Annotated in this window: 13 protein-coding genes; all 13 read right to left on the reverse strand. The window is 34.0% G+C overall.

Features of this window, described 5'->3' with window-relative positions; translation table 11 throughout:
* Window position 1: 1 nt before the first annotated feature.
* The 13 genes from pheA to ACRYLU_RS08670 all read right to left on the reverse strand — a co-directional run bounded on the left by pheA (window position 2) and on the right by ACRYLU_RS08670 (window position 12,280).
* Window positions 2–841 (reverse strand): prephenate dehydratase, encoded by an 840-nt coding sequence (gene pheA, locus ACRYLU_RS08610; RefSeq protein ID WP_260311525.1) that lies wholly within the window; start codon window positions 839–841, stop codon window positions 2–4.
* Window position 842: 1 nt separating this feature from the next.
* Window positions 843–1,331 carry a shikimate kinase gene (locus ACRYLU_RS08615; protein WP_038601758.1) on the reverse strand — a complete coding sequence of 163 codons (489 nt, stop codon included), beginning with the start codon at window positions 1,329–1,331 and terminating at the stop codon, window positions 843–845.
* 23 nt (window positions 1,332–1,354) lie between these two features.
* Window positions 1,355–2,647 (reverse strand): 3-phosphoshikimate 1-carboxyvinyltransferase, encoded by a 1,293-nt coding sequence (gene aroA, locus ACRYLU_RS08620; protein ID WP_260311527.1) that lies wholly within the window; start codon window positions 2,645–2,647, stop codon window positions 1,355–1,357.
* Window positions 2,648–2,767: 120 nt separating this feature from the next.
* A complete protein-coding gene (locus ACRYLU_RS08625; protein WP_058205175.1) occupies window positions 2,768–3,832 on the reverse strand; it encodes a prephenate dehydrogenase in 1,065 nt (354 codons plus the stop codon).
* A gap of 2 nt (window positions 3,833–3,834) precedes the next feature.
* The gene (locus tag ACRYLU_RS08630; RefSeq protein ID WP_260311529.1) at window positions 3,835–4,710 is read right to left on the reverse strand and encodes a sensor histidine kinase; all 876 of its coding nucleotides are present in this window, start codon (window positions 4,708–4,710) and stop codon (window positions 3,835–3,837) included.
* Window positions 4,697–5,368 (reverse strand): response regulator transcription factor, encoded by a 672-nt coding sequence (locus ACRYLU_RS08635; protein ID WP_038601769.1) that lies wholly within the window; start codon window positions 5,366–5,368, stop codon window positions 4,697–4,699. The genes ACRYLU_RS08630 and ACRYLU_RS08635 overlap by 14 nt, the downstream gene beginning before the upstream one ends.
* Window positions 5,369–5,370: 2 nt before the next feature.
* Window positions 5,371–6,435: a VanZ family protein gene (locus tag ACRYLU_RS08640; RefSeq protein WP_038601771.1), complete on the reverse strand. Its 1,065-nt coding sequence runs from the start codon at window positions 6,433–6,435 to the stop codon at window positions 5,371–5,373.
* A gap of 179 nt (window positions 6,436–6,614) precedes the next feature.
* Complete coding sequence (locus tag ACRYLU_RS08645) at window positions 6,615–8,618, reverse strand: FtsX-like permease family protein (protein ID WP_038601774.1); 2,004 nt, start codon at window positions 8,616–8,618, stop codon at window positions 6,615–6,617.
* Window positions 8,611–9,390: an ABC transporter ATP-binding protein gene (locus tag ACRYLU_RS08650; RefSeq protein WP_038601776.1), complete on the reverse strand. Its 780-nt coding sequence runs from the start codon at window positions 9,388–9,390 to the stop codon at window positions 8,611–8,613. Before ACRYLU_RS08650 ends, ACRYLU_RS08645 begins: the two co-directional genes overlap by 8 nt.
* Before the next feature lie 188 nt (window positions 9,391–9,578).
* A complete protein-coding gene (locus ACRYLU_RS08655) occupies window positions 9,579–9,935 on the reverse strand; it encodes a YxeA family protein (RefSeq protein ID WP_038601778.1) in 357 nt (118 codons plus the stop codon).
* 119 nt (window positions 9,936–10,054) lie between these two features.
* Window positions 10,055–11,221: a chorismate synthase gene (gene aroC, locus ACRYLU_RS08660; protein WP_038601780.1), complete on the reverse strand. Its 1,167-nt coding sequence runs from the start codon at window positions 11,219–11,221 to the stop codon at window positions 10,055–10,057.
* Between the two features lies 1 nt (window position 11,222).
* On the reverse strand, window positions 11,223–11,684 hold the full coding sequence (locus tag ACRYLU_RS08665) for an NUDIX domain-containing protein (protein ID WP_038601782.1): 462 nt from the start codon (window positions 11,682–11,684) through the stop codon (window positions 11,223–11,225).
* Complete coding sequence (locus ACRYLU_RS08670; protein WP_445080874.1) at window positions 11,684–12,280, reverse strand: HAD family hydrolase; 597 nt, start codon at window positions 12,278–12,280, stop codon at window positions 11,684–11,686. Before ACRYLU_RS08670 ends, ACRYLU_RS08665 begins: the two co-directional genes overlap by 1 nt.
* Between the last annotated feature and the right edge of the window lie 4 nt (window positions 12,281–12,284).

The raw sequence follows: 12,284 nt of genomic DNA on the forward strand, positions 1-12,284 counted from the left end.
TTTACACCTCTCCCAATGAATAGACTGCATAATTTCCTAATAAACGAACCTTTACTCCCAAACCTGATAGTTCTTCAAGAGCATAAGGAATTTTTAAACTATTTTTCTCATTATTTACTAAATCAATATTAAAAAAGTACTGACCTAGTCTTGTTCTTAAAGGACGTGATTCAATTTTTGTCATATCAATATCACGCCAAGCAAAAACAGAAATCGCTTTATGAAGCGCTCCTGGCAGGTTATCAGGTAGAGTCAAAGCCAAACTCACCTTCTCGCCTGTTTTTAGTAATTCAAATGATTTTTTCTCTTTTCCCAATAACCAAAACCGAGTAGAATTTCCTGCTAAATCCTGAATATTTTGGGTAACGATTTCTAAATCATACATTTTAGCTGCGTAAGAATTAGCAACAGCTGCAATTGGCAAATCTGGATGATTTTTCACAAATTCAGCTGCTGCTGAAGTAGAATCAGTAATTTCAACCTTTGCCTGTGGATAATGCTCTCGTAAATAATTCCGAGTTTGTGCAAGCGCTTGAGGGTGGGAATAAATATGTTCAATTTTCCCCTCTTTTGAAAGAGCCAGCAAATTTTGTGAAATTGGCAAAACAAATTCAGCCACAACTGTCGCCTTAGAATCATGAAAAATTTTATCAATACTCATATTCACAGTTCCTTCAGTCGAATTTTCAATAGGAACAAGAGCAAAATCACATTTCCCTTCATCATAAGCTTCGATAACATCCAGAATACTATCATAAGCAAATAATTCTTCTGATACAAATGCTGTCTCAGCCACCACCGAACAAAAAGAGCCACGAGGTCCTAAATACGCAATTTTCATCTTAATTTATCCCCCATTTTTCACGAATCTCTTCTACAATTTGCTCAGGGCTCTTATCAGTAACATCAATCGTTAAATCGGCCACTTTTGCATAGTGTTTTTTTCTTTTCTCAAATAAAAGTTGAGCGGCATTTTTATCCTGTGCTAGAGGACGAACATTCTGCAAATCCATCGAAATTCGTTCCCAAAGCGTTTCAAAATCAGCAGTCAAAAAGACAACTCCAGTTTCTCTATCAAGAGCCTCTAAATTCTTTGGATTTTCAATTATTCCACCGCCCGTTGCAATAATTATATTCTTTTGAAGCGCAAGCTCAAAAACCTCATTTTCAATTTTACGAAAATCAGCTTCCCCAAATAATTCAAAAAATTCAGCAATTGGCATCTCAATTTCTTCTTCAATTAATTGATCCAAATCAGTAAAATTTTCTGTTAAAAGTTTTGCTACTGTGGACTTTCCCGCACCCATAAATCCAATTAAAATGATACTCATTTTTTACTTCCAATCACTTAAGTTCAAATATTTTCCGACAATTGTTCTAAATCGTCAAAGAAACTTGGATAACTTGTTTGAATTGCTTCGGCACGTTCAAGCTCAATTTCCCCATTTTCAACCAAAAGTGCTGCAATTGCAGCCATCATTCCAATTCTGTGGTCGCCTAAAGTATTAATTGAATTTTCTGGAGCATGGAGTTTCGTTCCACCTTGAATAATCATTCCATCATCTGTTGGTTGAATTTTGGCCCCCATGCTATTAAGCACATCCGCGACAACAGCAATTCGGTCAGTTTCTTTTACTTTAAGCTCAGCCGCATCTCGAATAATTGTTTGACCTTGAGCTTGTGTTGCTAAGAGAGCAATGATGGGCAATTCATCAATTAATCTAGGAATTAAATCACCTGAAATTTCAGTTCCTTTCAATTGACTAGCTTTTACTTTTAGAGTTGCAGCCTTTGCCGCATTATCTTGCTCTAAAATTTCCAACTGTCCACCCATTGATTGAATGACTTCGATAATTCCAGTTCTTGTTTCATTAACTCCAACGTTTTCTAAAATAAGTTCTGAATTTTCAACCACCAAGGCCGCAACCAACCAAAAAGCTGCCGAACTAATATCTCCAGGAACTACTACTTTTTGACCCACAAGTTTTTGTCCGCCAGGTACAAGAATTATTTTATCAGAAACCATTAGTTCCCCACCAAATTGAACTAACATTTCTTCCGTATGTGAGCGTGTTTTTTCCTTTTCAACAACTTTCGTCAGTCCTTCTGCCTGCAAAGCAGCAAAAATTACAGCTGATTTTACCTGAGCCGAAGCCACCGGAAGAACATAGTCAATTGCCTTCAAATGCGTGCTTCCTTTAATTGTCATCGGTAATTTAACCTTATCGGTTTGACCAGTAATTTCTGCCCCCATCAATTGCAAAGGAGTTGCTACACGGTCCATTGGTCTTTTTGATAAACTGTCATCCCCAAACAAAGTAGTTTCAAAAGGAAGGCCTGCTAAAATTCCCGATAAAAGACGAGTTGAAGTTCCGGAATTTCCCATATCCAGTGCTTTTTCAGGAGCCTTAAGTTCTGAAATTCCTTTACCGTGGACAGTAATCACCTCGCCCTTATCTTCAATTTCAACTCCCATCGCACGGAAAGCTTCAATAGTAGATAAGACATCTTCTCCACGTAAAATATCATAAATAACAGTTTTTCCTTTAGCAATAGAGCCAAACATAATACTACGATGTGAGATTGATTTATCTCCTGGAACTTTTAAATGTCCTTTTAAACCTTGCGAATTTATCTTTAATTTCATTATATTATCCTAAACATTTTTTAGTATTTATTATAGCATAAAAGGGCGCTCTGAGCCCTTTTATTTTCAACAATTTTTCCTAAGATTTTAAGACTAAGAAAGTCCTATCTTTAATCTTTATCAAACAACTGTAAAATCAGTTGCTTTTTCAATAATTTCTCGTGCTTCTTTTAAATCTTCCGCTCTCTTAAATGAAATTTGAAGTTGACCATGAATATCTTCACGGTTTTCTTCATTAATTTTTACATTTGTTATTGAGAAATTTTCTAGTAAGCCTAAAACCCTTAAAACAACTCCTTTTTCATCGGGAACCGAAATGAATAAATCATAAAAGTTTGGCAAAGCCCCTTTATGAATTTCCATAGCTTGACGAATTTTTTTACCTTGTTCAAAAAAGTGTTCTATAGCTGCAGAATCCTTATTAGCAATTTTTAAAGCAATTTCATCTAATTGTTTTTTGAAATTTTCTATTCTATCAATCGTAATTTCTGGATTTGATAATAAGACACTTGTCCACATCAAACTGTCAGCCTCGGCAATTCTAGTTAAGTCTCTAAAACCACCAGCTGCTAAATGTTTCACTAAAGGATGTTCTTTTGAAAAATCATCTGATTGCCAAACAAGGGCCGAAGCCAAAATATGCGGGAAATGAGAAACCTGCCCAGTGACTCGGTCGTGCTCTTCTGCATCTAAAATAATAAATTTGGCATGAAGTCCTCTAAGTAAATCACGTAATTCTTGATTTTCTTGGGTCAAAACATAATAAGCATTTTCAAATAAATTTATATCTGCCGCCATTACTCCTGATTTATGAGAGCCAGCCATCGGATGTCCACCAATAAATCTTACTTTATCTTCATCAAAAAGTTGATTTGCGAGTTCAACAATTTCACTCTTAGTTGAACCTGTATCTGTAATCAAAAGACCATTTTTTAAATTCAAAGTTGCTAGCTTTTTTAAAAGCTCCAAAGTGGTTATAATTGGAACAGCCAAAATAATAATATCTGCTTTTTGAGCTCCTTCAACTAAGCTAACTTTAGAATCAATAATTCCGCGCTTTTGAGCAATTTCTTGAATGTTCTCACGATCAGAGCCAAGAATTTCAAAATCAGGATGAGCTCTTTTTATTCCTAAGGCAATTGAACTTCCAATGAGACCAAGCCCAATGATTAATATTTTTTTCATTTTTATTCTTTCGTTATTGCCACAGACGTCCCATTTCCAATTTCAGAGTTAATTGAAATTTCAAATTCTAATTTATCTAAAATTAATTTAGATAAATAAAGTCCAAGACCTGTTGACTTTTGTTGAATCCGACCATTATATCCAGTAAATCCATGTTCAAAAAGACGTGGAAGGTCTTCTTTTAATATCCCAATTCCACTATCTTGAATGATTAATTCACCGGTTTTAATTTTAATTAGAATCCCACCTTCTTTGGTGTACTTTACAGCATTATTCAGTAATTGCTCAACAGCAAGACTCAACCATCTTTGATCACTATTGACCAACCATTCTCCTTCAATTTGGATTGAAAGATTTTTCTGAATAAAAAAGCTACTGTATTTTTTGACTAATTCTTTCACGAGCGAAGCCATGCTTACTTTTTCAAATCTGAAATCGGTAGCTAAATTATTAATTCTTTGATATTCCAGAAGAATTTTTAGATAATTTTCTAAAGAAAAAACCTGATTCTTCAACTCCTCACTATTAACTTGAGTTTGAGTCATCAAATCAATAGCTGCTAAAGGGACTTTCATCTGGTGCGACCAGACTCTGATAACATCTTCCATTTCACGCTCAGCAAGATTTTGTTGTTCTAACTTTTTTTGCAACTCTTTATTGTCTTTCACTACTCTGTCAATAGCCTCACAGTTTGCTTTCCAACGAAAATAGGATGAGATAAGGTAAATAATAAAAATAATGACAGCAAATAAAGTACTGTTAGCAAATGCCATCATTGGTAGATGCCAAAGCCAAAATGTCACAATATAAATAGCTGACATAAGCAAAAAGACACCAATTTGTGGAATTTTAGACTTAAAAAATTTAAACCAGAGCATAACCACTTCCTCTTTTTGTCATAATATGCTTATCAAAGCCAATTTCACCAAGTTTTTTGCGTAAACGAGTCATTTTTACATTTAAAGTATTTGCATCAATAAATTCATCTGTTTGCCACAACTCTTGTAGAATTTTTTCCTTGGTCACCACTTCACCATTTCCGCGAAAAAGAAGAGTTAAAATTTTATTTTCAGAACTTGTTAGCTCAACTTCTTCGTGTTCAACTTCTTGAGTTGAAATCAAAGTATTTTCAGACAAAACATACCCAGCAAATTCTAATTTTTCAATCCCTGAAAAAGAATAACTTCTTCGCAGTAAAGCTTTTATTTTTGCATTTAAAATTTCTAATGAAAATGGCTTGGTTACAAAATCATCAGCTCCTTGATTCATGGCGGTTACTTGATTCATGTCATCCGAGGCCGAAGAAATAAAGATAATAGGAATTTGTGAAAGTTTTCTCAGCTCATTTGTCCAATAAAAACCACTATAAAAGGGCAAACCAATATCCATTAATACTAAATCTGCTTCAAATTCCATAATTTCTTGTTTTACTGCTCGAAAATTGGAAACACTTCTGACTTGAAATTCTTTTTCTAGGGCAATCTTAATTGCTTTCACAATAATTTCATCATCTTCTACAATAAATATTTTAGTCATATTCACTCCTCATTTGTTTTCAATTTTGCTATTATTTCTGTATCACTCACTCTTTCATACCAAAGTTTTCTTGTTTTCGAGAGAAAAGCAATTAAAACATCCAGCAGGGGTAAAAGACTCAATCCTAAAAAGAGTAAAATAAGTAAAAAGTTTTGTCCCAATTGATTCTGAGGTATTGTACCTGAACGTTGAAGAAAATATTCTGCTGCAATAATCAAAGCAAAGTTTCCAAAAGATAAAAATTGGCGCAAAGCAATTCTAAAACGATTTTTAGCTTTTATTTGAATTCTCAATAATAATTGACCTGGTGTTGCTTTGAGAACTAGCGGGACAAGTCCTAAAATTATTAATTCTGAATAATAGCCTGTTGGAAGAAACAGACTTCCAATGATAGAGACAAGAATCATATCTACTAAAAAGGCAATGAAACGTCTTGAAAGACTAACTCTTGAACTTTCAACCTTAGTTGCATCCAAATCTGGTAAAAATCGACTAAAAATAACCGCAATTCCAAATCCAATTAAACTTCCAAGCGTATTAATCATTAAATCATCAACATCAAACAAACGATAAGGTCGAGGATATAATCCAAAAAGAGCTGACCTTTGGATAAGTTCAAATGATAAAGTTAATAAAAAACTTAAAATAAAAGTTTGTTTAAATGAGCGTTTAAATAAATATCTTAAATAAAGGCCAAAAGGCAAGGTTAAAAGTAGATTAAAAAATGGTTGGATAAATGTTGAATCTTTTAGAGCTGCAAGCCAAGTTGAAGGTTCATTTATATTAAAAGGACTATATAAAATAAATTGACGAACAAACTCAAATGGAACTAAGTTTTGCTTTGGACCTGTCATTTTTGCTACTTCACTCACAGGAGGAAGAGGGAAAATTGTCATGGCATAAGCACAAATGAGATAAAGAATAAATGAAAAATTGACAAAAAAGCGCCAAAAATTAATCCGACCATACCGACGATATTGTACAATCAAATATGGAATTAGTGATATAAATAAAAATATAAAAAAGAGAAGAACTCCAATTTGAATCGAATGAAGATAGATCGTCATATTTTCCTTTCCCTAAAGGTAACTATTTTTCTCTAACAAAAGATACATTTAGTACCGAGAAAACCATTGTTTTGTTCTTTTTATTATATCAAAAGTAGCTCTCTTTTGTAGCTTTTTTCTTCCCTTCTTTCTTCTACATAAATTTAAATAAAAAAAGAGGCATATTTATGCCTTCTTTTTTATCTTTCAACAATTTTGTAGTAAACACGACTTGTTGCCTTATAGATGAGGTAGTAAATAATTGCAAGGATTGCAATTGTTGCTAAAGAAATAGTAAAGATAACTGAGCGGTCATTAATCTCAAACAACATTATTATTTTTTCAATCATAAGATATGCACCAGCAAAATGGGCGATAGTGATCACTAATGGTAGGAAGAATATCAAACGAACTTGTGATTTGATTGTTTTTTGGACTTCTTCTTTTGAAAGTCCCACTTCCTGTAGAATTTTGAATGAGCGTTTATCTTGTGCTCCTTCTGAGAGTTGCTTGTAGTAGATAATTAATGCAGCTCCAAGAATGAAACTAATTCCTAAAACAAATCCAACAAATACAAGTCCACCAATTTGAGCGCGTTGATCTTGCAAAGCTTCACTTCTATATGAAATCGATAAATCTTTATTATCTTTAAACTCTTCTTTGAAAGCTTTAGTAAATCGTTTTTCATCAACAGGTTTGATATCAAAGATGATTGATGTTGATGCAAGATTTGAAAATCCTTGATCACCACTAATTGTTTTATTTAAATTAGCGAGTCCTTTATCAAAGGCTTGATTATTAGCAAAGACAATCATCATAACTTTAGAAGAAACCGTTACAACACTGCTTGATGGAAAATTTTTAACAGAGTTTAGCGTGTCAGCAACTTGATAAGTCTCTCCATACCATTGAATTGATTTAATCTTACTATCAAATGACGTTTTATTTTTCGATATATCCACAAGTAAGACTTGATTGTCTTTTAAAGAAGGAATATCTTTATTTCCTAAAGATTTGAGTGTTTGAGCAGTTGTTAGGGTTGCAAAATATGAATTTTTATCAAACATCACTCCTTGCTTATTTGAAGTAATAAATTGATCTTTAGACGACTTGACTCTATCGGCTTGTAAATCTTGAGCATAGTACATATCAGATATATTTTTGATTTCAATATTTTTGCTAGCTGCGGCACTTTTAATTCGTTCAATGTCTTGTTTTACATCCGTATTATTTGCAACCGAATAAGTCTTTGCTTCTCGGGTATAGTAGGTTTTTACTGAGTTCTCAGTTCCAAGAAAAACACCTAAACTGACAACTACGGTCACGATTGTCATAGATAACAAAATAGTGATATTTCCTAGACCAACTGCATTCGCTTTCATTCGATAAAGCATAGAACTTGTTGTGATGAAATTATTTGGTTTATAGTAACTTGGACGTTTCTTTTTCAATTTAAGGTACCAAACGGTGAAACTAATATAGAAAAGATAAGTACCAAATATAACCAGTAAAACAGCGATAAAGAATTTCATTATTGCTGCCATTGGATCTTCAACTGTTAAAGCGATATAGTAACCAGCTCCTAAAAGAATGACTGCGGCAATGGCGAAAAATAAATTTGATTTTGGTTCTTTTTCACCTTTTGACTCTTCTCTTAGAAGATCAAGACTTGAAGAACGCCAGATAATCCAAACACCGATCATCATTAAAACTAAAAAGAAAACAAAGAAGAGAATGGCAAGTAATAAAATTGCTGTGGGACTAATGACTAGATTAAAATAATTTCCTCCAATCATATTTACAAACACTAAGAAGAGAAATTTTGAAAAAGCAATCCCACAAATCGTCCCAACAACAAACGTAATGATATAGCTTAAGAGTAATTCTAAAAATGCGACTCCTACAATTCTCGTTTTACCAAAGCCAAGAATGTCATAAAGTCCAAATTCTTTAGAACGTTGGGTTTGCAAAAAGCGATAACTGTAAATTAGTATAAGAACTGCAAAAATGGACAACACAATTAATGCAAAACTCATAATTTGTGAAAGAGAACTTCCTCCTCTTAATTTATGAATTGAGGGGGATAAGGCGATTGATGCAGTAACAAAAAGCATTACGAACATCGTAACTGAGGCCATTAAAAAAGGAGCAAAACTTTTAAATCCTTTTTTGATGTTATTGGCCGCAAGTTTTAAACTAAGCATTTAAGGACACCTCCTCATCCTCTGATGCTCCCAAGAAAGCAGTCATTGAAAGAGTGATTTCTTTTGCAAATTCAGTTGAGCTTTTTTCTCCACGATAAAGTTGGTGGTAAAGGACACCGTCTTTTATAAAAAGAACACGTTTCGCATGGCTTGCAGCTAAACTTGAGTGAGTAACCATGATAATGGTTTGACCACTATCATTAATTTCTTCAAAAAGATTGAGTAAGTCTTCTGAGTTTTTAAAGTCCAAAGCAGCTGTGGGTTCATCGGCAAGAACTAAATCAGGTTGGCTAATCAAGGCACGTGCTACAGCAACCCGCTGTTTTTGTCCTCCTGAAAGTTCAAAAGGTTGTTTTTCTAAGAGATTTTCAATGTTTAGTTTAGGTGCGAGAATTTGTAGTCTACTCTTCATTAATTCTACGCTTGATTTTGATAAAACGAGTGGAAGATAAATATTGTCTCTGACATTAAGGGTATCAAGTAAATTGAAATCTTGAAAGACAAAACCGAGGTGATCACGTCTAAACGCAGAAATTTCTTTATCTTTAATAGCTGTGATGTCTTCTTTATTTAAGAGTACTTGTCCAGAAGTTGGTTTTTCAAGAGTTGATAGAATATTCAACAAGGTTGTTTTTCCTGAACCAGATTCCCCCATAATAGCAATATATTCACCTTCTTCTACACCAAAATCAATGTCAACTAGAGCTGTGGTTTCTTCTTTTGAAAATCTTGTTTTAAAAATTTTCTTGAGATGTTTTACTTCGAGTAACATGTTTTTCTCCTATCTTATCTTTCGACTTCGTTCTTTTTATTTATTTTATCTAAACGTGTTCGCATTGTCTTCATGGAATAAAAGAGGCAAGCGCCCATTAGTGAAGCCAAAATAACTGTAATAGTCATTAGCATAATATTAATTTGCAAAAATGTCATGTTCTTTCCTCTTTCTTTCTGAGACTATTCTTATGAGTTATTATTTAATTTCTTAAGTGCTTCTTTAGGAACCTCTGCTTTTTTTACTTCTTCCCAAGAGGTTACGCCTTTAACAGAATTAACTGTTAATTTCAGGTAAGCTTCTTTACGGAGGTTGTGGCCTGCTGTAAATTCAACTTTCTTTTCTTTACCGTCTTTTTGATAAGAATCTATGTTATATGTAAATCTTGAAAATTTTTGACCATTTGCTGTTTCTTGTTTTTCTTTTCCATCTTTAGTGATTTGAACGTAGTAAGTTCCTCCACCATAAGTTACTTTGTACCATGCAAATCCCGATCCACCGATGAGGATGATAAGTGCTATTATTCCAAAAAGTATTTTTTTCATTTTGATCTCCTTAGCTTTTCTTGATAAGTTCATTGTAACAAGAAATATTCGTCTGAAAACTTACAAATTCGTAAGTTATTTATTATATAAAAAAAAGCCAGAGACTGGCTTTTTTTTTCTTAGTATTCTGATAAACGTTTTTTGTAGTTATCCACAGCAATTTTCAGTTCATTCATTGTATCTGAATTAAATTTATCACAGATTTCTTGAGCGACTACCGTTGCTACTACATTTTCCATCACAACTCCTGCAGCTGGAAGAGCAGTTGGGTCAGAACGTTCTACACTTGCTTTGTAGGGTTCATGACTTTCGGTATCAATAGACATCAAAGGTTTATACAATGTTGGAATAGGTTTCATGACTCCACGGACGATGACTTGTTCTCCGTTTGTCATTCCTCCCTCAAAACCGCCTAACTGGTTACTTGAACGAGTGTAGCCTTTATCCTCAGACCAGATGATTTCATCCATCACTTGACTTCCTGGTCGTTTTCCTGCTTCAAATCCAAGACCAAATTCAACTCCTTTGAAGGCATTGATAGAAACAACCGCAGCAGCAATTTTTGCATCCAGCTTTCTATCATATTGGACATAAGAACCAAGACCTGCCGGAACTCCTTCTACTCTGGTTTCAATTATTCCACCAATTGTATCACCAGCTTTTTTTATTTGGTCGATGTAAGTGCGTAATTCTTCTGCTTGACTCTCATCAAAAATAGACAAATCACTAAGGCCAGCTGTCTGACGAATCTCTTGAACACTTAAATTTTCTGGACTTGTAATTTCTCGTCCGCCAAAATTTACGACATGATTGGCTATTTCAATCTCTAATTCGTGAAGTAGTTTTTTTGCCACAGCTCCAACCGCAACACGCATTGTTGTTTCACGCGCTGACGAACGTTCTAAAACATTTCGTAAATCTTCAAATTCATATTTCATTCCGCCAACTAAATCGGCATGTCCTGGGCGTGGTTTGGTCAAACGACGTTGTTTTTTAATTTTATCTTCAACATCTTGGGCTGCCATAATCTGTTCCCAATTCTTGAAATCACGGTTTGTAACATTAAGTGTAATCGGGCTACCAATTGTTTTTCCGTGTCGAACGCCTGATGTAATTTCAACTTGGTCAGACTCAATTTTCATCCGTCCACCACGACCATAGCCACCTTGACGACGTTTAAGTTCAATATTAATATCTTCTGCTGACAATGAGAGTCCAGCTGGTACTCCTTCAATAATTGCTGTAAGTCTTGGACCGTGGGATTCTCCTGCTGTAAAATAACGCATTTTATACCTCCATTTTTAGATAGTCATTGATTGCCTGCTGCATTTTTGGATTGAACAGAGGCTTATTATCTGTTTTTAAATTTACCCAAGCGAGCGCTTTTGTCTCTTCGTCTTGGTATTCTAAATCAATTAATTTTTTAGATATTTTGCAGGCGTAGCAAATATCTATTGGTTGAACTTTATCCCCATTGGGATAGGAAAAGTCTCCCCAATTATAGGTAGCAAATTGTTTGAGAATTTCAAAATCATTACTTCCCGTTTCTTCATAAACTTCACGACGTAAAGCTTCTTCAAGCGTCTCACCCAGTTCCAAACACCCCCCAGGTAAATCCCAAAGTCCTGAATCCATTCTTTTTTGAAGCAGGACTTCACCATTTTCATTTTCAAGAAAGGCAACAAGCGCAACGGTTATGATTTGTTGGTGTCCAACTTTACTACGTAACCACTTAATATAATCTGCCATTAATTTTCCTCAAATATTTGAATAATATCTGTTAATTTATTGATTTGCTGTGAATTTTTTGCTGACAGAAAATTGATTGAATGAATACCACTATTATGGGATGCTTCAATATCAAGGATTCGGTCACCAATATAATAGGTTTCTTCAGGCTTTAATTTATACTTTTCAAGTAAATAATTGATTGCTTCAGGATGAGGTTTTCTTTTAAATCCATTTTCAGAAGTGACTATTTCTAAAAAATAGGGGGAAATTTCCAGCTGATTAAGCAAATCATAAGCATTTTTCCCTTTGTGAGTATAAATGAAATTTTGAATATTTTCTTTTTGAGTCCAATCTAAAACGGCTTTTGCACCAACCATTAATTTAATTTTGTCATTTTTAGCTGTCGAATTTGCCGTGAAATCTTCTTTTATTTCTTGAAAAGGAACGGGTTGTTCTTTTAGTAAAGCATTGACTGACTGACCCTTTATAAAATTATATACTGTTTCTCGGTCAAATGGTCGATTAAAGTTTGCAAATGATTCGGACAAGGCTTCTAAAAACACCTCATAGCTATCAATGAGTGTTCCATCTAAATCCCAAATAAATGTCGTCATTAGA

This window comes from Lactococcus sp. KTH0-1S, from assembly GCF_052544945.1.

Excerpts from the sequence above, each read along its gene's own strand:
- pheA (WP_260311525.1), bottom strand. The coding sequence starts at position 841 with ATGAAAATTGCGTATTTAGGACCTCGTGGCTCTTTTTGTTCGGTGGTG.
- ACRYLU_RS08640 (WP_038601771.1), bottom strand. The coding sequence starts at position 6,435 with ATGACGATCTATCTTCATTCGATTCAAATTGGAGTTCTTCTCTTTTTT.
- ACRYLU_RS08625 (WP_058205175.1), bottom strand. The coding sequence starts at position 3,832 with ATGAAAAAAATATTAATCATTGGGCTTGGTCTCATTGGAAGTTCAATT.
- aroC (WP_038601780.1), bottom strand. The coding sequence starts at position 11,221 with ATGCGTTATTTTACAGCAGGAGAATCCCACGGTCCAAGACTTACAGCA.
- ACRYLU_RS08655 (WP_038601778.1), bottom strand. The coding sequence starts at position 9,935 with ATGAAAAAAATACTTTTTGGAATAATAGCACTTATCATCCTCATCGGT.
- ACRYLU_RS08615 (WP_038601758.1), bottom strand. The coding sequence starts at position 1,331 with ATGAGTATCATTTTAATTGGATTTATGGGTGCGGGAAAGTCCACAGTA.
- ACRYLU_RS08630 (WP_260311529.1), bottom strand. The coding sequence starts at position 4,710 with ATGCTCTGGTTTAAATTTTTTAAGTCTAAAATTCCACAAATTGGTGTC.
- ACRYLU_RS08650 (WP_038601776.1), bottom strand. The coding sequence starts at position 9,390 with ATGTTACTCGAAGTAAAACATCTCAAGAAAATTTTTAAAACAAGATTT.
- ACRYLU_RS08670 (WP_445080874.1), bottom strand. The coding sequence starts at position 12,280 with ATGACGACATTTATTTGGGATTTAGATGGAACACTCATTGATAGCTAT.
- ACRYLU_RS08645 (WP_038601774.1), bottom strand. The coding sequence starts at position 8,618 with ATGCTTAGTTTAAAACTTGCGGCCAATAACATCAAAAAAGGATTTAAA.
- aroA (WP_260311527.1), bottom strand. The coding sequence starts at position 2,647 with ATGAAATTAAAGATAAATTCGCAAGGTTTAAAAGGACATTTAAAAGTT.
- ACRYLU_RS08665 (WP_038601782.1), bottom strand. The coding sequence starts at position 11,684 with ATGGCAGATTATATTAAGTGGTTACGTAGTAAAGTTGGACACCAACAA.
- ACRYLU_RS08635 (WP_038601769.1), bottom strand. The coding sequence starts at position 5,368 with ATGACTAAAATATTTATTGTAGAAGATGATGAAATTATTGTGAAAGCA.